The following is a 20,138-nucleotide window of genomic DNA, read 5'->3' on the forward strand; positions in this document are numbered from 1 at the left end:
ATTGCTTAAAGGATCGTTTTAGGATATAAAAAGATGTACAATTAATTTAGAATTAATGTAACCGCTAACACTGGAAAGTGTTTATAACCGATATATAATAGTTGGTATAGCCTGTACAGATATAGAGGAAAGATTAGACAAGGGGGTCGCGATCATGAACCGGTTGTGCAAGGTGCTGATTGTTGACGATGAGTTTCTGGTAAGACAGGGCATAAAGCACCATATGAACTGGGAAGCGGAAGGATTTATCATTGTGGGTGAAGCTTCCAACGGTGAAGAAGGATTACAGCAGGTCAACCTGTTAAAACCGGATATTGTGATCACCGACATTGTCATGCCTGTCATGGATGGGGAAACATTTGTCCGTACACTAAAAGCCAGTAATCCGCAGATTGAAGTTATTGTACTTAGCAGCTTCAGTGAATTCGAGTATGTACGTTCAACGCTTCAGCACGGGGCAGCCGATTATATACTGAAACCCAAGCTGGATACGAATGAATTATTGCAGGTCCTTCAACGAACAGCGGGTAAAATTCCGGAGCTACAGTTCGAGCCGTCGCACGATGGCTGGAGACTTGGGCAACTGATGGAAAAGATGCTGTCCGGATTTACATTGGATGAAGATAGTGAAATGCCGATCATTCGAGATACCTTTCCGTATGAATCCTTTCGCTTGCTGGTGTATAAACCCGTGGGTGCTGGAGGGAATCCACTGAAGATGGATCAGGAGCAGATTGAGTCCAAGCTCCGCAGTGATCTGCCTGAAGTAGAATGTGCAATGGTTCCCGCAGAGGGTACATTACCTGTGATGCTTCTTAATGTCGATCCTGCGAGAGATGAATGGATGCTTGAACGGATCAGACAGTTGGCCAGTGAAAATGCAGCAGGAGAAGGCAGTCCTGGTTGGGTGCTTAGTGAAAGCTTTACTTCATTTGAACAGATGGGTGTTGTTTACCGGGAACGCCTGATTAAGCTGATTGAATATCGCTTCTATTATAAGAATCGACCAATCCTGGTGTATGGTGAACTGCCTCCAATGCATCCCGCAGGTTACCAGTTTAATGTGAATATGTTTTTGCAGCATGTGAAGCGTAACCGGGTCGAAGCGGCAAGGGAGTATTTACAGGATCATGCAAAAACACTTGGACGGGATTATATTGCCGATGTGTTTGAGATCAAATCATTTCTCGGTAACTTGATCTTTAACGTGACCATTACCCTCGCGGATATGGATGTTCAGTCTGCCGGGCTGGAAGAGAGCAAATATACGTATTTTAAAAATGTGGACGGCGCTTCGAGTCTGGACGAAGTCATGACCGTGCTTGATCAATTCATGACGGAAGTTCAGGAGTGCACCGTTGGTGCGGGTGGAAAACGAAGTGATCCCAACATGAAGATGTTGCTGGATTACATGCATGAGCACTTTGATCAGCCGCTCGGGCTTGCTGAAGTAGCCAAGCACTTTCATTTTAATCCATCGTATTTATCCAGTTATTTCTCATCTCACAAAAAAGAAGGATTTAATGAATACTTGAATAAAATTCGGATTGAAAAAGCCGAGGAACTGCTCCGATCCGATGATGTAACGATCTCTGAGATTAGCAGTATGGTAGGCTATTCCGATCATAGTTACTTTTGCAAAGTGTTCAAAAAATTCACCGGATTATCACCAAGCCGATACCGGCGCAAATTCTGGGCATAAAGTCAGAAGGATAAGATCATGAAGAAATGGATGAACCAATTATCTCGTCTCGGATTGTTTCCTAAGTTGTTTCTGGTTATGGTGGTCAGTATTGTCCTCGTTTCTGTACTCATCTTATGGACGACCATTCACATGTCAACCAATCTGTTTACTGAGACGTTCAGTATCACAAACTCCAAGGTGCTTAATCAGATCAAAACAAATTTTGAATCCTTTAATGAGGCCATTGCTGCCGTATCGAATAATGTGACGCAGAGTGGATCGATCCGAGGATTCCTGTCCGAAGGAGATGCCGATTCCCTCACGATGGCCAAATCCTTCTATAATATGAGGGAAACCATGGATCGAATTCAATCCATCACAGAATCCTACGAAGTCGGGATAACAATTATCGGGATTAATGGACGGAGCTATTCCACGAATCGTGCTCACCTTCAGTTGTCCGTGGATGAATTGAAGCAGGAGCCAATTACGATGGAAGCAGCTGAGACGCCGAGTCGTCTTATCTTTGATGTTTACCAAAACGAGTCAACGCTCGGGAGTCAGCAGATGATCTCTGCGACGAAAGCGTTGACGGACCGAACACGCAGCCGGATATACGGTACGCTCTATGTCACGATGAGAGAAGACATATTCCGGCAATTTTACAGCAGCTTTACAAGTCGTGGCAATGATGTGGTCATTATGAATGAAAAAGGTGAGATTGTATCATCGAATCGTGAAGACTGGATCGGAACAACTCAGCTGGATTTGCTATCGTATGCCCGGGATATGAACAACAACTCTCCGAGAAGTATTAATGCTCGTGTGATGGATCAGGATAGCGTTGTGTTATCCGAGTATTTACCGTTCTATCGGTTTTATATTGTCAATGTAGTGGATAAGGATCTGGCGATGGGTCAACTTATCGACATGAAGACGGTTGCCCTGATCTGTGCAGCTATCGTTGTGGGGGCACTCATCCTTGTGTTTCTCATCACCAGCCAGATTACCAAGTCACTGCGCAGACTTGTGAAGCAGATGTCCAACATTACAAAAAGTGATCTGGACAACTATATTCCGGTGAGCGGAAGCTACGAGAGCAGGCAGCTTGGTCATGCTTACAATTACATGCTTGATGAACTGCATGATTATGTGGATCAGTTAGTACAGACACAGCATGAACAACGGAATGCAGAGCTTGCGGCATTACAGAGTCAGATTAATCCTCACTTCTTGTACAATACACTTGCATCTGTCAAAGTTCTGGTGCAACAAGGCAACAAAGACAGGGCTGCGGAGACGATTAATGCATTAATTGGATTGCTGCAAAATACGATCAGTGATGTGAGTCAGACGGTTACAGTGGAACAAGAAGTCGAGAATTTGAAAAATTATGTCTTCATTAATCACGTCAGATATGGTGGCCGGATTAAAGCAGCTTTCTACGTTGCTCCGGATTGTACACACTATCATGTACCCAAACTGGTGATCCAGCCGTTTATCGAGAATGCATTTTTCCATGGATTCATCAAGAAAGAAACGGGTACGATTCATGTCATGGTTTCCAGAGCGGGAGAATCACTCATCTGTGAGATTATGGACAACGGGGATGGAATTGAAGGACTTGTCATGGGAGAAACGTTGCCCAATCCAAAGAACAATCGTCAACTATTCAGTGGTATCGGTATTCGCAATGTCCATGACCGTATTGAGTTATTATATGGTTCACCTTATGGTGTCACCATTATGAGTACGGTTGGGGAAGGAACGAGAGTCACCGTTACACTACCTTTAATCACGAGTTGAATCGAAACCCGATTCCATTAAATACACTTAAAATCGAGATCCCTCGCTTCTGTTTTCTACAGAGTCGGGGGATTTTCACGTGTCAGAGGTAAAGCGGGTGAAATCATTTTTGTACTATTTCAAGATCAAGAAATTACAAAATCAAAAGAAATTACAAAAAACTAAATTTAATGCAAACGGTTTCTGTAAAGGTTTTCATTGTGGCAATAAGATGACAAATCCGTACAAAATTATTACTAACGAATGGAGATATGGGAATGATAAGATGAATACATCGAAAGCAACCGCTTTCAGAAAACGTAAACAAATTACACACAAAGAGGTCGAAGGGGAGTTGAATGTTTTGAAAAAAATGTGGGTATTGATGCTCGTTACAGTACTGCTGTTGTCCGCATGTTCATCCGGTGGCGGAGGTAAATCCGCTAGTGGTGGTGACGAAAAAACAAACGAAATCACGGTCTGGGCTTGGGACAAAGCTTTTAACGTAGCTGCAATGGAAACAGCAAAAGAAGCATATCAAAAAGCAAATCCTGATGTGAAAATTAACATCATTGAATACGCTCAAGCTGATATCATTCAGAAACTGAACACAGGTCTTAACTCCGGAACTGCGAGTGGTCTTCCAAACGTAGTTCTGATTGAAGACTATCGTTCACAAAGCTTCCTGAATGCATATCCTGATGCGTTCAAAGATCTGTCTTCCAGTATCACGGCTTCCGATTTTGCAGATTACAAACTCGGACCAACAGCGTTTGATGGCAAACAATACGGAGTACCATTTGACTCCGGCGTTGCTGGTTTGTACTACAGAACAGATCTGCTGGAGCAAGCTGGCTACAAAGCAGCTGACCTGCAAGACATCACTTGGGATGACTACATCCAAATTGGTAAAGACGTAAAAGCTAAAACAGGTAAAGAGCTTCTTTCTCTTGACCCGAATGACCTTGGTTTGATTCGTATGATGATTCAAACTGCAGGTAAATGGTATTCCGCAGAAGATGGTAAAACACCTGACATTGCTAATAATGCTGCTCTGAAAGAAGCGTTTATTACTTACAAAGCAATGATGGATGCCAACATTGTTAAATTGCACTCTGACTGGAGTCAATTCGTTGCCAACGCCAATAACGGTAGCGTAGCAACAATTCCTACAGGTAACTGGTTCTCACCATCTGTACGTCAAGAAGCTTCCCAATCCGGTAAATGGGCTGTAGCTCCAATACCAAAAATGGCTGGTCAAGCAAACTCTGTTCACGCATCCAACTTGGGTGGTAGCTCTTGGTATGTTATGAACAACGTTCCTGGCGCAGATCAAGCAGCTGATTTTGTAGCAAAAACATTTGGTTCTGACAAACAATTGTATCAAGATCTGTTGAACAACATCGGCGCAATTGGTACGTACAAACCAGCAGTTGATGGTGACGCGTATGCCAAAGCAGACGAGTACTTCGGCGGACAAAAAATCTTCACAGACTTTGCAAATTGGACGAAAGAAATTCCAAGCGTAAACTATGGTATCAACACATATGCCATTGAAGATATTCTGGTAGTAGAAATGCAAGCATTCCTGAACGGTAAATCAATCGATGACGTTCTGGCTGATGCACAAAAACAAGCTGAAGCACAATTAAACTAAGATACCCAAGGTAACTTATAGAACCCTAGGAAACATCGGAGCCATCTCCCATGTCCGGCGCAAGTCGAACCGGATATGGCGAAGGGCTCCGTGGGTTCTACCCATGTTCCATGGAGAGAGAGGAGCCATACTGTGAAAGCCATGAATACAGGAGACAGTCTCCAAAAGAAAAATAATTTGACTGGATGGGCTTTTGTTTTGCTGGCTGTTATCGGGATTGTTGCATTTTACTTCTACCCGATGATCCAAGCGCTGCTCTTATCGTTCAAATCTGGTGTAGGAGCCAACCTTGAATTTTCGGGCCTTTCTAACTACAAAAGATTGTTAGTTGATACAACGTTCCGTACAGCATTATCGAATACATTTATCTACTTGATTATTCAAGTGCCTGTAATGATTATCCTTGGTTTGTTTATTTCCGTATTGCTGAATGACAGCACACTACGTTTCCGGAGCTTCTTCCGTACAGCGATTTTCTTGCCTTGTGTAACTTCATTGGTAGCGTACTCTGTTGTATTCAAATATTTGTTCGCACCAGATGGAATGGTGAATCAATTCCTGATGGGCTTGCACATTATTGGCGATCCAATTCAATGGATCACAGACCCGTTCTGGGCTAAAATTACGATCATAATCGCCGTTACTTGGCGTTGGACCGGATATAACATGATTTTCTATCTGTCATCCCTGCAAAACATCGATCAATCGATCTATGAAGCTGCAAGAATTGACGGAGCGAATGCTTTTACACAATTCTTCAAAATCACTGTACCTTTGCTTAAACCGATTATCCTTTTCACGTCCATCACATCAACGATTGGTACATTGCAAATCTTCGATGAGATCATGAATATTACCAAAGGTGGTCCAGGTAATGCGACCATGTCGATTTCACAATACATCTACAACCTTTCGTTCAAATATTCTCCGGACTTCGGTTATGCAGCAACAGTGTCGTATTCCATCGTAATCTTGATTATTGTATTGTCCATCATCCAGTTTAAAGTGGCAGGTGATAATAAAAATGGCTAAAGCTAAAGCAAAACGGATTTTCACGTATGTGTTCCTATCCATCGTCGCCTTTGTATCCATCTTCCCTTTCTTCTGGATGCTGGTCAGTTCAACGAATGCATCTGTCGATGTCACCAAGGGTAGACTGCTGCCCGGTTCAGCTTTTATTGATAACTTCAACAAACTGATTGATTCGACAAATCTGGTACAGGCTCTCGGAAACTCGGCGATTATCTCTGTGGTCTCCACTCTCTTGGCACTGTTTATTGGTTCCATGGCAGGTTATGGTTTCGAGGTATATCGCACGAAGTCTCGTGACATTGTGTTTAATATCCTGTTGTTATCCATGATGATCCCGTTTGCAGCGATCATGGTACCACTGTATCGTATGTTCGCAACAATCTCGGGAGTTGCACCGGTTATCGGAATCAACACGATGGCAGCAGTGATCCTGCCAACCATCGCAACAGCGTTCCTGATCTTTTTCTTCCGTCAGAACACCAAAATGTTCCCGAAAGACTTGCTGGAAGCTGGACGTATTGATGGTTTGAGTGAACTCGGCATCTTCTTGAAGATCTATATGCCAACCATGAAAACAACATATGCAGCGGCAGCAATCATTACATTCATGAGTAGCTGGAACAACTATCTGTGGCCACTCATTGTATTGCAAACACCTGACCAACAAACGATTCCACTGTTGATCTCAAATCTGGGTGCTGGTTATTCTCCGGATTACGGAGTAATCATGACAGCAATCGTGATTGCAACACTGCCTACAGCAATCGTATTCTTCATCATGCAGAAACATTTTGTTGCAGGTATGGTAGGTTCCGTGAAGTAATGAAAACAGCATAATCCGTGCAAATGACGGATGCAGGAAAGAAGAGAGGGCGCTGTTATGGCGTACCTCTGTCTTTTTTGTTTATGTAAAGCAAAAGGAAATCCAGCGTAAACCTTGAATAAGTCAAACTATAACGTTTTAAAGGGAGAGAGAGCCGATGAAAGCAACAAAGGCAGATATCAACTGGTTGGGGGACGTAAGTGTATTTGAGGTGAACCGTCTTCATGCCTATTCCGATCACCGTTACTACCAAACAATGGACGAGGCTGTAGGTTCAGGCGCGATGTCCATGCGTTATGATCTGAATGGTACGTGGAAATTCAACTATGCAATTCGTCCAGACAGCCGTTCTGAGTTTTTCTATACATCCGATTTTTCCAGTGAAGGCTGGGATGATATTGAAGTTCCGGGGCATATCCAACTACAAGGATACGGACAGATTCAATATGTAAATACACAATATCCTTGGGATGGACTGAACGAAATTCGTCCGCCGGCATTGCCGCAGGATAAAAATCCGGTTGGAAGTTACATTCGCACATTCCACCTGCCGACAGGTTGGGAGTCGAATCCGGTATATATTTCTTTCCAGGGTGTAGAGTCTGCATTCTATGTATGGCTTAATGGACAATTCGTAGGATACGGGGAGGACAGCTTCACGCCATCTGATTTTGACCTGACGCCATTCCTTCAGGATGGAGAGAACAAACTCGCAGTTGAGGTGTATCAACGCAGCACAGGCAGCTGGCTGGAAGATCAGGATTTCTGGCGTTTCTCCGGCATTTTCAGAGATGTGTATCTGTATACCGTCCCAACTGCACACGTTCGTGATGTTCATGTTCGCACAGATCTGGACAAGTCCTATACCAACGGTACGTTGCAACTAGATTTGAAACTGGAAGGAAAAGCGGTTGCTGGAGCGCGAGTAGAGGCTGAACTTCGTGATCGTGAAGGCAATACCGTTAAAACGTTTGAGTCCAAAGTTAACGATGGACAAGTAAGTCTTCGTGAAGACATCGGCACAGTGAACCTGTGGAGCGCAGAGATTCCATACTTGTACCGTCTCTATATTCGTGTATATGATGCTGCGGGTGCACTGGTTGAGGTTGTTCCTCAAGCCGTTGGTTTCCGTACATTTGAAATGATCGATAAAGTGATGCACATCAACGGTAAACGTATCGTATTCAAAGGTGTGAACCGCCATGAGTTCAACCCGCGTCGTGGACGTGCAGTTACGAAGGAAGACATGCTGTGGGATGTTCGTACGATCAAACAGAACAACATGAATGCCGTACGTACGTCACACTATCCAAACCAAAGTCTTTGGTATGAGTTGTGTGATGAATACGGACTATATGTTATTGACGAGATGAACCTGGAGACACACGGATCTTGGCAGAAACTTGGTGCTGTTGAGCCTTCATGGGTTATTCCAGGTGACAAACCGGAATGGCATGATATCGTTATGGACCGCGCTGTATCCATGGTGGAGCGTGACAAAAACCATCCGTCTATTCTGATCTGGTCTTGTGGTAATGAATCACACGGTGGTGAAGTCATCTACAAAGTATCCCAATACTTCAAATCAGCTGATCCAACACGTCTGGTACATTACGAAGGTGTATTCCATGATCGCCGTTTCGATGAAACAAGTGATATGGAGACTCGCATGTATGCCAAACCGGCGGACATTGAGGAATTCCTGAATGCAAACCCGACGAAACCTTATATTAGCTGTGAGTACATGCATGCCATGGGTAACTCTATTGGCGGTATGCACAAATATACGGAGTTGGAAGACAAATATCCGATGTATCAAGGTGGATTCATCTGGGATTACATCGACCAATCCATTTATAAAAAAGATCGTTACGGCAAAGAATTCCTCGCTTATGGCGGAGATTTTGGTGATCGTCCATCAGACTATTCGTTCTGTGGTAACGGGATCGTCCATGCTGACCGTAAAGTAACTGCGAAAATGCAGGAGGTCAAATTCCTTTACCAGAACATCAAGCTGTTCCCGGATCGTGAAGGTGTTAAAATCGTGAACGGTAATCTGTTCGCAGATACATCTGCGCTGGAACTGGTATACAGCCTAGAGCGCGAGGGACATGAAGTGCTGCGTGGAACATTGGAAGTCAACGTGGATGCCCAAAGCGAGACGGTAGTGAAACTTCCGCTTGGTGCAGAAGCTCTGGCGGGCGGCGAGTACGCTGTGAACACTGCATTTGTGTTAAAAGAAGCTACAATATGGGCTGACAAAGGCGAAGAAGTGGCATTTGGACAGTTTATTTTCACACAGGATCAGGTAAATGATGCAGCCGAGACGGACCTGAACCTTGTAAGTGATGTACACGTTATCGAAGGTGACGTTAACATTGGTGTTCGTGCTGGCAAGACACATGCGCTGTTCTCCAAACAGTTTGGGACACTGGTTTCCCTGAAATTGTCCGGTCGTGAGACGATTGCTGTGCCACCTGCACCGCTCTTCTGGCGTGCAATGACGGATAATGACAAAGGTATGGCGATGGGCTTCGAACTGGGCGCCTGGTATGCAGCGAGTCTGATGCCACGTTCTGTAGAGTGGAAAGCGGAACAGAAACCGGATCAATACCGGATCGAGTTCACGTACAAGCTCAACATTTCGGAGGATGTACAAGTGAAAGTGGTATATACCGTTCATGCAGATGGAAGCGTGCGTGTGCATAATGCGTACAAAGGTACAGCTGGATTGCCAAACTTGCCAATTCATGCATTGTCCTTCAGAACATCACCTGACTTCGAAAACGTGGAATGGCTGGCGATGGGACCAGAAGAAAACTATGCAGACCGCGCATTTGGCGCACGTCTCGGTATCCACGGCAGCAAGGTAGCTGATACCATGGCTCCATATCTGGTACCACAGGAATCAGGCAACCGTACGGGCGTACGTTGGGCCAAATTGACAGACAACGCGGGACGTGGCTTCAAAATTGAAGCATCTGGAACCCCGGTTGAGCTGAATGTTTCACCATATACGGCATTTGAGCTGGAGAACGCACAACATGCGTACGAATTGCCTCCTGTACACTATACGGTCGTGACTGTAGCAGGTAAACAAATGGGTGTTGGCGGTGATGACAGCTGGGGTGCTCCAGTTCATCCGGAATACCTGATCCCTTCGGACGGCGAACTGACATTTGAATTTGTCATTCGTGCTCTGTAAGTAAAAGAATCGTACAGAATAAAGAATGTATTCTATAAAGAACAGAGGTCTTCGCTATCGGAGGCCTCTGTTTTGTTATGTCAACGAACAGCTTGAGAGGCTTGGTATGGAACCGTTCTCTCTCCAACCTCGTAATGTACGAGACAGGAAACATAAGAGGGGGGTTCAAGATGAGTAAAAAAGCAAAGACAGGTATATGGGTGACGGTGTTGGTCTTCTTGGGCATCATAGTTGGATGTTTCATATGGTATTTCAATACCGCTTCAGGTGAACGTGCACTCAAAACAATGAGGTCCAATAACTCTGGTGGCCTGGAGAGGGTTGTTAAAGTGTACAGCAATAATGGTGAATTGATTCAGACCTATGATGGCAAAATTGACGTGGAAGATACGGAATACGGGAATAAAGTATTATTTGATCTCAATGGGAAACGTGTTGTGATCTATAATGCAACGATTGTTGTTGAAGAGAAGTAAGCGTAATTTGCCAGTCTTGACGAAGCGCTGGTTTGGAATTTGGAATGACACCTTATCTCTTATATGGTAAAATTAAGGAAATGATATAAGGGTCGGGTGAGATTTTTATGGTGGATATGTACCTCATAATCCTAGTTGCTATCTTGGGAATGATCCTGTTCTATAGCTTGATCGCTTATTTCTTGATTCGTTTCATTTCGAAAAAAGCATTCAAGCTGACGTTAACCAAATATGAAATGATGGAGATTATGACTTGGCTCGCCGTGTTGTTTATTACCTTCATGATGATTAAGAATGGTTCGGTGAATCTTCTCTTGCCGGTTGTTTTACTTATCATTCCATTGATCAATTTGCGACTTTCCAATCGGAAACATAGAGAGCTGAACTCGTAAGCTCTTGCTACGTTGGGGTAAGGTACAAGAAGGATGAACATAGGAAAGGTTGACGGAGATTACATCACTAGTCAACCTTTTCTAGTTGTATGATTATGAATGGTGAAAATGAACGGGAGGATTTCAATAATGATCTTCGGAAAATCAACGGATACTTCAGGTGTAACGCAGGTTGCCAATCTTTCGGATGAGTTGCAGTCTGTTTTTGATCAAGCAGAAAGCAAATATAAAATAGTTGATATTGAACTCTTCTTTGTTTTCAGGTGTCTTCCTGAAGAATATGAGAGGAAGTCGACGGTCAGACATGTGAAGAAGGAGAATGTCATCTATTTTGATCTGGTGGTCAGCGAGGATCGTTATAAGACATTAAGCAAAAGCAAACAACGGTATGTCTTAAGCCATGAGTTTTATGCTTTTTTAAGTGAAAAGATCCAGAAATACAAGATTGAACATTTAAAAGTGAATGAGTTTATCGCAGATATGGGCATGTGGCTGAGGGAGATTGAATGGTTGCAGACCGAAGAGGAAGCAGAAATAAGTGAATTTGAAGAAAAGTATATCTAGTAAAATAAATTAAAACATAAACAACAAAAAGAAGCCCTCTTTCGAGAGCTTCTTTTTCATGGGAGAGGAGAAACCGGACGAAGAGCTTATGGGGAAACGTAAGTCTTCTCCGCGGTTGTCTACGACACTTGTGATGTCGATAATTATAGAATCGCCCGATTGTTTCCTTTTTATACATATGCGTCAATAATTCGTCAACAATTTTCCAAGGAAAATGAAGACCGCACATTTTTCAAACTGAACCCGAGTGTGGTACGATAGTCGTATCAATAAACTTACATAGAGAAAAGGTGACTCGTCAAGTGAGAGTGGTATCTGGGAGTGCAAAAGGCAGGCCGCTGAAGGCTGTTCCTGGCACGGGTACGCGGCCGACCACCGACAAGGTGAAGGAAGCGTTATTTAGCATGGTTGGTCCTTATTTTGAGGGCGGCACAGCATTGGATCTGTTTGCAGGCAGTGGAGGTCTCGGTATTGAGGCGCTGAGCCGCGGCATGGACAAGGCTGTTTTTGTTGATTTGGAATCGAAAAGTATTGACGTTATCCGCATGAATCTGAAGGCGACCAAGCTGGAAGACCAGGCGGCTGTATATCGTAATGATGCAGGTCGAGCATTGAAGGCACTCGCCAAGCGAGGCACAACGTTTGATCTGGTGTTTCTCGACCCGCCATATCGCATGAAGAACGGGCACGAGTTAATGCTGACCATGCACGAACTGGAACTTTTGGAACCCGAAGCAACCATCGTGCTTGAATATGAATCCAAACATGATTACCCTGAGCAATTCGGCCCGTTTGAACAAACGCGCAAGGCTTTGTATGGGGAGACGGCAGTATCCATCTATTATTATGCGCCTGAAGCAATTGAAGATGGAGAATCCATTACACCGGAAGAGGAGGCTCCTCATGACTGAAATGATACATCGACAGGAACGGATCGCCGTATATCCTGGAAGTTTTGATCCCGTAACGATGGGGCATCTGGATATTATCGCCAGAGCGTCGAAGCAATTTGATCGCGTCATTGTGGCTGTGTTGAACAATATGAGCAAAAATCCGCTGTTTACGGTGGAGGAACGCAAGGAACTGATTACGGAAGTAACCCGCCATCTACCGAATGTCGAAGTGGACAGTTTCCGCGATCTGACAGCCAATTACGTCCGGCAAAAGGAAGCTCAGGTCATCGTTCGTGGTATACGCTCGGTAACTGATTTTGAATACGAGTTGCAATTGGCGTCGACCAATAGCAAGTTGAACCCGGATGCGGAAACCATATTTATGATGACAAATCCGAAGTATTCCTATTTAAGTTCCAGCATCGTCAAAGAAATCGCTCATTATCATGGGGATGTTACAGATCTTGTCTCACCTGAAGTGGAAGCTGCGCTCCGTCAGAAAATCAGCGAGAAAACCGGCGGTTAAACCAGAAGGTAAGACCTGATAGGCTAATCATGACTGCAAGAAGTAACGCAAGTCCCATGCATGCAGCAGGGAAGATGCTCCAAATGGTGTTGATCGTGTATGTGTTACCTGGACTATGTATGAGTAGCCAACCAAATGGTGTCGAGAGGTCTTGCTCTGCATTCGTCTGTAATGTGGTCCAGACTTCTGTGCTATAACGGCTGAACGGCATCCATAGGAACAGACTGATGAAAAAGGCGATTAATCCATGAGTCAGACGAACTCCGGCAAAGTACAACATCGATTTGCTGCCCGGACCAGTTGTTTTCAAGACAGCAGAGACTTGCAGATGGGAGCATAAACCACCCCATCCCAGAACGGCTGCAAGTAGAGACATGAGCAGCATGGGTGTTAATGAAGTCTGGCTCAAATGATAGGTGCCGAGGTGAACCTCAAAGAAGGCTGGCCACAGCGCAGCAGAGGACCCAGGAGTTAGATAAAGGGAGACCAACCGGATAAATACGGCAAAACCGATCATGTATCCCCCAGTCATCATTAAGGTCTGCACAGCTTGGGATACGGTGTCACCGAGCAGTTTGCCAAATCCTCTTCCATCACGACTATGTGCTTCCCTCGCTGCAATCATCATATCAGACCATATACTGCGTCGTTTGTTCGTAGCATGGTGGGGGGCAGATGAGCGACTTGTGGAACTTGCAGGACTTGCAGGCTGAGAATCAAGAGTGTTCTTATCTGCTTGTAAGGCTGTCGAGCCAACCCTGTCTTTCTGTTTACCCGGTGCTGGCAGGAGACGTGTGGCAAGAATGGCAGCAATCCAGCCGCTGATCCAGTGGACCACGAGTAGAAAATATCCGGCCGCTGGCTGGTGGAGAAAAGCAGCACCAACGACCAGTATGATCATCATTGGATTGGCAAAATGAGATGCCGCCGCAAGGACAACCGCCTGCTTGGCGGTAATTTGTCTATCCTGAAATAAACGGGATACCGCATCTGCTCCTGCGGGGAATCCGCCGCACATGCCAACGGCAATTGCCAGACCTGCGTTGCCTGGGAGTCTAAACCAGCGTTGCATTAACGGTCCGAGCAAGGCGCCGATCGCGTGGGTGAAGCCAAACGCAGTGAGCATTTGGGATAACATGAGGAACGGGAGCATGGCAGGGAAGATGATTTTCCACCATATATCCAGACCTTGAATAGAGGCATCAAACGCTTGTTTGGGGGACGCAACTACCGCAATGACCAACATTAAAGCGCCGGTACTTAGGATTATCGTTCGTAACGGGCCAGAATCTCTAACCTCGCTCTGTAATGTCATCGTTTCACCTCATATCAGATAACGCCGATTTGGCATCTGAATCGTTATGGACGGCCGAATGACGCCCGAAGGGCGGTTCGGCCTTGACCGGACAGGCTATTGTATACAGCGGCCTATCCGGCCTGTACCATTGTATGCACAAGGACCAGAGTGTTAGACTTGAAAAAATGATTAAACAAGATGGAATTACGATCGCTGATTAGTGTAGAGTTCAGCTTATATAGAGATACAAAGAACGGAGGCTCATGCGATGAATCGGATTCGGAAATCTGGCGGATTCAGAGCTTCGATCTTTGTGATCGTGGTGGCTCTGGTCGTCTATGTTGCCGTGTACATGCCAACGCCATATATCATATATATGCCTGGCAGTGCAGATGAAGTAAAACCAATGGTAACCGTTAAGGGCGGAGACCAGGAAGAACACGGTGTGTTCATGATGACAACCGTGTCGGCAACATATGCCAATGTGTTTTTGCTAGGAACCTCTCTGTTCAATAAAAATGCTCAAGTGGATAAAAAGGAAGACCGACTGCGCGGCAAAAGCGAAGCGGAATACTCTGCCGAACAGGTGTGGTTCATGAGTGACTCACAATCCTCCGCAATGGAGGCTGCATATGAGCAGGCTGGTGTGACTTACTCTATTGTACCTGAACATATCTTTGTATTTGGACTGTCTGAAGATCCAAAACCGGAAGGAGACATTGCTCCGGGAGATATCATTCTGGGAGTGAACGGAACAGCTACGCCGGATAATACGGTGCTTTCTGCCGAGTTAAAAGATAAAAAGGTCGGAGATACGGTTGAAATGCAACTGGAACGTGGTGGAGAGACCATTAGCCGGGATGTGAAACTGATTCAGGTAAAAGACAATAAAACAGGTGAAACCCGCCCGGGACTCGGAGTAATGATTGGTACGGTTCAGAAGGTGAAAGCTGAAGAGCCAGACAAACAGATATCCTTTACCGATACTCAGGTTGGTGGTCCGTCTGCCGGCTTGATGTTTACGTTGGAGATCTATAACCAGTTAACACCTGGAGATCTGACCAAGGGGCATCGAATTGCGGGTACAGGTACCATTACCAAGGAGGGTGTGGTGGGTGCCATTGGTGGTGTAGTACACAAGATTGTAGCCGCTGATCGAAAAGAAGCGGAGATCTTCTTTGTACCTAAAGATAACTATAAGGAAGCAGCAGCCAAGGCTGAACAGATCGGCACCAAAATGAAACTTGTGCCTGTGAGCACGGTGGATGATGCGCTGGCTTATTTGAAAACCTTGTCCGTGAAATCATAGGTTATAATAGGGCGGGAAGAGATCGAGCCAACGTTGAACCGGATGGATAAAGAACGGATAAAATCGGAATAATTGATTACAGTGGAATGAAGTGTGATCAAGAGATTTGAGAAGATCAACAGACTCACTAGACCCAAAGGGGTAGAGATACCCAAAAGATTTAAGAGAAAAAGAATTAAGAGAACAAGAGAAGTGAATAAGGAAATCCCCTTGTTGCGAGGTGCCCTGAGCGGCGCGCAGCAAGGGGATTTTTTAATTATATAGTTGAGTGTCGAATAGTGGATATCAATGATCTGTTTGATGATGGAATAAAAAGCTCTATAGAGATGAAGCTTATGGTCAAAAGCGGATTACAGTCTTACAGGCGACTCATAGTAGTCACTAAACATCTTGCGTGTGTCCTTATGCTCGCAAGCGAGCCCATACGCAACCTGAGCTTGTATATCCAGTTCAAGTTGATTGTGTGTGAACGTCGACGGTTTCAGTACAACAGGAAGCGACGCAGTCTTCTTCATTTGTTTAAGTAGGCTCTGCCCTTGAGCATTAAATCCGAGGACTCGGAGATATCCAGGTCCGGCAGCCAATTGCTCTGGTGAACACTCTGCTTTGGTGTGATTCAGGAGCAAGTGGGCGAGCATACGCTGGAGCTTGGTGCGTGTGTATCGTTTGGTCTTCAGTGCATTCAGGAGTGCTTCGACTGAAGGCTCCGGGAGCTGAGCGAGTGTACGGCTCAGCCGGTGTTCCAGGCCTTCCGTGACTTCGGCGATGCGTTCCAGCTCGGAGGCACGGCGGGTGGCCGCGAGGTGCAACAGCGGCTGTGCAAAGCGCTCCCAGTGTATGGGAGCGCGCCCTTCCTGCCATTCGCGATGCAGAATGGCAAGGGTTGCCGCCGGCACGTATGGCGCGGCGGCATCGGGTCCGTCCGCCATCAGCAGGCGGCGGACGGCTGTTGCACTGGCGATCGCCCCCGGCCCGGGCGTCGCCTCATGATACGCGGCACCGGTACGCGCCGCCGTAAAGGGCTGGATCGCGCTGCCAAGTCGTTGCAGCGCGATCAGGTAGTGCAGCCCAAGCGAATTGTTGGGCTGCTCCAGCAGTGCAGCGGCGTCGTGAGCATCGACGCCGCCGGGCGCCAGCGCCGCCGCCGCGCCTGCGTACGCGGCGGGGTAGCTGGCGCCTTCCCGCAGGCGGCGCGCGATGTCCTCGCGCATCCCTGCGGGCTCCACAGCCAGCACGCGCGCAATGCGCTGCAGGCTGTCCAGGTCGCCGGACTCGCTGCCAAAGCAGAGCGAGTCCACAACGCCGGTGCGGTGCAGCAGCGATACCGCACCGAAGGCAAACCACTCGGCCGGTTGGACCGCGTACGCAACCGGCAGTTCAAGCACGAGATCCGCGCCTGCGTGCAGCGCCATCTCGGTGCGTGCCCTTTTACCCACGATGGCGGGTTCGCCACGCTGGAGAAAAGGGCCGCTCATAACTGCGACAACGGCGTCTGCTCCGCTTAACCGCCGTGCTTCCTGCAAATGATAGACATGCCCATTGTGCAAGGGGTTATATTCAACAATGACGCCTACGGCTTTCATGATTAGACGTACTCCTTTCGATTGGATAACCGAGTATGTATAACATCCATTCCATCATAGGGGATGTCATGTATTAGATCAAATCAAGCACCAATTCAGACAAGAAAAAGGCACAATTCCAACATCAGCAGATGTCAGACTGTGCCTGCAAATCTATTGTATATTACAGATTTTCGATATTCGGAGAACGGCTTCTTCAACTTAATAAATCAGCACGCTTTAGACACTTTCCGGCGCGGGAGATAGACTTGCTTTTGGCCCAAAAAATTCATAATGAATGTTGTCCGCTGCAACACCAAGCGCCTGAAGTTCCGTATACACTGCCCGCATGAACGAAACCGGTCCGCACAGATAATAAGTGGAATCCAGTTCATCGATTACTTGGCGAAGCCAGATCGCATCCATATAACCTTCCTTATGAAAATACTCATTTTCACGATCAGCATCCTCAGGTTGAGTATAACAATAATAAGCTTTAACGCCCTGATTACGTTTGGCCAGACTGTTCACATGATCACGGAACGCGTGCGATTGACCATTGGGACTTGCATGCAAAAATGTAATGTTGCGATTTTCATTCAAGTTAACCAGCGTATTTAACATACTGATCATGGGCGTTAGACCGACACCACCACTCAGGAGAACAACAGGTCGTTTATCGTCTGCATTCAGCGTGAAGTCCCCAGCAGGAGCGGATAGCTCCACCAGACTGCCTTCTTCAATGTGATCGTGGAGATACGTAGAGATAACTCCGTCAGGACGCTCTAATACACCTCGCTCACGCTTAACGGAAATGCGATAGTGGGGTTTACCCGGGGTATCTGAAAGGCTATACTGACGAATCTGGGTAAATGACTGTGCCTCTGGTTTGATTTTGATACTGATGTATTGTCCTGGTTCATAACTGGCAATGGGCTGACCATCGTCTGGAACGAGGTAAAAGGACGTGATGATTTCACTTTCCTGCACTTTCTTGGCAACCTTGAAGGTACGGAACCCTTCCCAGCCACCCGTCTGGTTTTCCGCTTCTGTATACATGTTCTGTTCGATCCCGATAAAGGCGTCTGCAATGACATTGTAGGCTTCACCCCACGCCGTGATAATTTCATCCGTTGCCGCGTCTCCAAGTACATCTTTGATGGCTTGAAGCAGATAGGTGCCAACAATCTCATATTGCTCGGGAACGATACCCAGGCTGCGATGTTTATGTGCAACTTGCCGGACGGCAGGCAGGATGGAGGACAGATTATCGATATGCAGGGCAGCGGTGTATACCATATTGGCGAGGGCGGCTTGCTGTCGTCCCTGTTTCTGATTTGCGTGATTGAAAATATTCAGTAGTTCCGGATGAGCTGCGAACATCGTTTCATAGAAATGGCGTGTGATCGCTTCGCCGTGGACTTCAAGTACGGGTACTGTAGATTTAATGACTCTAATTGTGTGCTCACTTAACATACATTTTCCCTCCCGATATAATATGAAATAGTTGGATAATAAATCGGTCATGGAGCTGATCATGCTTCGGTTTATAGCAAGTATAGATAGGGAGCAAGCGGGTCTGTGTGACATAGATCACACTAAACGTTAACGAAATGTGACCGCTATTTGCAAGGAACTACAACTAAAATGACGACTTGTGATTTATCTTAAAGTGAGTCTATAATAGACCAGATGGAGTAAACGGTTCTGAGCCATTGGTTTTAAAATAGGGTGTAAAGTTAAAAGTGTTGACAAACGTCTTGAAAAATCGGTATAATGATTTTTGTTTGTTAAGTCAATTTCATAATACTTTTAACGAAGATTCGTCAGAATACATACAGTCAGGATTTATTGCTTTACAAAAGCAGGCTTGACCTGTATAACTGTCGTGATACGTTTGATACGAATTATGAAATTGGTTTCGTTTGGAGTGATGGAAATGTTAATGCCATTTCGCAAAGTGGCTACCAGTGATGGTTCCCTGAAGTTTAACGAACAGTGGGAGATCAAGGAACTGGTTTCTAACCGACAAGATATCACAGCCGTTACCCCGCTGACTGCGGACTTATCTGCAGAATTCAGAGAAGGTGACGTTGTGGATGTTCATGGCAAGCTGACTGTAGGAGTGGACATGTTGTGCTCCCGTTGTCTTAAGCCGATCAATGAACATTTTCATATTGATTTTCATGAGCAATTCAAGCAGGGAAAACAGCCAGAGGGATTACACGAAGACGATGATACGCTCTATGTGGATGGAGATAGCGTTGATCTGAAGGGTTATGCCGAGGAAGCTTTTCTGCTGGATCTTCCGTTTATACCGCTATGTAGCGATACATGCAAAGGGTTATGCCCCAAGTGTGGCCATGAGCTGAACGAAGGTGACTGCGGTTGTGATAACGAGGTTATTGATCCGCGGCTTGCAGGGCTCAAGGATTTTTTTAAATGAGCATGATTGAAAATCGAACATTTTAAGACTACCTGCAAAGGTTGATTTTGATAAGGAGGTGGGAATAATGGCAGTACCTCAACGGAGAACGTCCAAGACGCGTCGCGACAAACGTCGCACTCACTTTAAATTGGCTGTACCGGGCATGGTGAAATGTGAACAATGTGGCGAACTTAAACTTAGTCACCACGTGTGCAAAGTGTGCGGAACGTACAAAGCAAGAGAGATCATCTCTCAATAATAGTTGGACATTAAGTAGCACTTCATTTCGATGAGGTGCTACTTTTTTTGGATTAGAGAGTGTAGGTAGAGTGAGCTAACAAGCATGAAATCCTTGTACCAGAAGGGTGAATTGTTTTTGTTAGGCCAGTCTTTCTTTTTGACACGGGATGAGATATACTATAGTTTAGTACCAGGTTCTAAGATTTGACGTTACATATAGATGAACCATAATCCGTTTGAGAACGACCCTGGTGACCAGGGATGC

The 20,138-nt window shown here is 45.7% G+C and carries 17 protein-coding genes; 14 read left to right on the plus strand and 3 right to left on the minus strand.

The window, feature by feature from the left end:
- Window positions 1-154: 154 nt before the first annotated feature.
- From CXK86_RS02595 to coaD, 11 genes are all read left to right on the plus strand, one after another.
- Window positions 155-1,702, plus strand: coding sequence for a response regulator transcription factor (locus CXK86_RS02595; protein WP_101313427.1), 1,548 nt, complete (start codon window positions 155-157; stop codon window positions 1,700-1,702).
- 18 nt (window positions 1,703-1,720) lie between these two features.
- Window positions 1,721-3,490 carry a cache domain-containing sensor histidine kinase gene (locus tag CXK86_RS02600; protein WP_101313428.1) on the plus strand — a complete coding sequence of 590 codons (1,770 nt, stop codon included), beginning with the start codon at window positions 1,721-1,723 and terminating at the stop codon, window positions 3,488-3,490.
- Between the two features lie 352 nt (window positions 3,491-3,842).
- Window positions 3,843-5,126, plus strand: a complete 1,284-nt coding sequence (locus CXK86_RS02605; protein WP_235193818.1) for an extracellular solute-binding protein — start codon at window positions 3,843-3,845, stop codon at window positions 5,124-5,126.
- Between the two features lie 141 nt (window positions 5,127-5,267).
- The gene (locus tag CXK86_RS02610; RefSeq protein ID WP_101313478.1) at window positions 5,268-6,158 is read left to right on the plus strand and encodes a carbohydrate ABC transporter permease; all 891 of its coding nucleotides are present in this window, start codon (window positions 5,268-5,270) and stop codon (window positions 6,156-6,158) included.
- Window positions 6,151-6,981 (plus strand): carbohydrate ABC transporter permease, encoded by an 831-nt coding sequence (locus CXK86_RS02615; protein ID WP_036609483.1) that lies wholly within the window; start codon window positions 6,151-6,153, stop codon window positions 6,979-6,981. Before CXK86_RS02610 ends, CXK86_RS02615 begins: the two co-directional genes overlap by 8 nt.
- A gap of 157 nt (window positions 6,982-7,138) precedes the next feature.
- On the plus strand, window positions 7,139-10,186 hold the full coding sequence (gene lacZ, locus CXK86_RS02620) for a beta-galactosidase, LacZ type (RefSeq protein ID WP_101313429.1): 3,048 nt from the start codon (window positions 7,139-7,141) through the stop codon (window positions 10,184-10,186).
- 170 nt (window positions 10,187-10,356) lie between these two features.
- Entirely contained in the window at window positions 10,357-10,662 is a 306-nt protein-coding gene (locus CXK86_RS02625; protein WP_017689244.1) for a hypothetical protein, read from the plus strand.
- A gap of 116 nt (window positions 10,663-10,778) precedes the next feature.
- Window positions 10,779-11,054, plus strand: coding sequence for a hypothetical protein (locus tag CXK86_RS02630; RefSeq protein WP_180361714.1), 276 nt, complete (start codon window positions 10,779-10,781; stop codon window positions 11,052-11,054).
- A gap of 129 nt (window positions 11,055-11,183) precedes the next feature.
- Complete coding sequence (locus CXK86_RS02635; RefSeq protein ID WP_101313431.1) at window positions 11,184-11,618, plus strand: hypothetical protein; 435 nt, start codon at window positions 11,184-11,186, stop codon at window positions 11,616-11,618.
- A 302-nt stretch (window positions 11,619-11,920) separates the two neighbouring features.
- Window positions 11,921-12,529: a 16S rRNA (guanine(966)-N(2))-methyltransferase RsmD gene (rsmD, locus tag CXK86_RS02640; RefSeq protein WP_101313432.1), complete on the plus strand. Its 609-nt coding sequence runs from the start codon at window positions 11,921-11,923 to the stop codon at window positions 12,527-12,529.
- 1 nt (window position 12,530) lies between these two features.
- Window positions 12,531-13,037: a pantetheine-phosphate adenylyltransferase gene (coaD, locus tag CXK86_RS02645; protein WP_085981453.1), complete on the plus strand. Its 507-nt coding sequence runs from the start codon at window positions 12,531-12,533 to the stop codon at window positions 13,035-13,037.
- On the opposite strand, the gene CXK86_RS02650 is transcribed toward coaD, so the two are convergent.
- Window positions 13,015-14,352, minus strand: a complete 1,338-nt coding sequence (locus CXK86_RS02650) for a nucleoside recognition domain-containing protein (protein WP_101313433.1) — start codon at window positions 14,350-14,352, stop codon at window positions 13,015-13,017. The two genes, coaD and CXK86_RS02650, sit on opposite strands and share 23 nt — an antisense overlap.
- Window positions 14,353-14,602: 250 nt before the next feature.
- On the opposite strand from CXK86_RS02650, the gene CXK86_RS02655 reads away from it, so the two are divergent.
- Window positions 14,603-15,643 carry a SepM family pheromone-processing serine protease gene (locus tag CXK86_RS02655; RefSeq protein WP_101313434.1) on the plus strand — a complete coding sequence of 347 codons (1,041 nt, stop codon included), beginning with the start codon at window positions 14,603-14,605 and terminating at the stop codon, window positions 15,641-15,643.
- 350 nt (window positions 15,644-15,993) lie between these two features.
- On the opposite strand, the gene CXK86_RS02660 is transcribed toward CXK86_RS02655, so the two are convergent.
- Together CXK86_RS02660 and hmpA are read right to left on the minus strand one after the other, a co-directional pair.
- On the minus strand, window positions 15,994-17,226 hold the full coding sequence (locus tag CXK86_RS02660; RefSeq protein ID WP_101313435.1) for a nucleotidyltransferase: 1,233 nt from the start codon (window positions 17,224-17,226) through the stop codon (window positions 15,994-15,996).
- Window positions 17,227-17,445: 219 nt separating this feature from the next.
- Complete coding sequence (gene hmpA / locus CXK86_RS02665) at window positions 17,446-18,681, minus strand: NO-inducible flavohemoprotein (protein ID WP_101313436.1); 1,236 nt, start codon at window positions 18,679-18,681, stop codon at window positions 17,446-17,448.
- A gap of 463 nt (window positions 18,682-19,144) precedes the next feature.
- On the opposite strand from hmpA, the gene CXK86_RS02670 reads away from it, so the two are divergent.
- Together CXK86_RS02670 and rpmF are read left to right on the plus strand one after the other, a co-directional pair.
- Window positions 19,145-19,651, plus strand: coding sequence for a YceD family protein (locus CXK86_RS02670; RefSeq protein ID WP_101313437.1), 507 nt, complete (start codon window positions 19,145-19,147; stop codon window positions 19,649-19,651).
- A 67-nt stretch (window positions 19,652-19,718) separates the two neighbouring features.
- Complete coding sequence (gene rpmF / locus CXK86_RS02675; RefSeq protein WP_017689233.1) at window positions 19,719-19,892, plus strand: 50S ribosomal protein L32; 174 nt, start codon at window positions 19,719-19,721, stop codon at window positions 19,890-19,892.
- Window positions 19,893-20,138 lie beyond the last annotated feature (246 nt).

The sequence above is a fragment of the Paenibacillus sp. BGI2013 genome (assembly GCF_002843485.1).
Classification (GTDB): Bacteria; Bacillota; Bacilli; order Paenibacillales; family Paenibacillaceae; genus Paenibacillus; species Paenibacillus amylolyticus.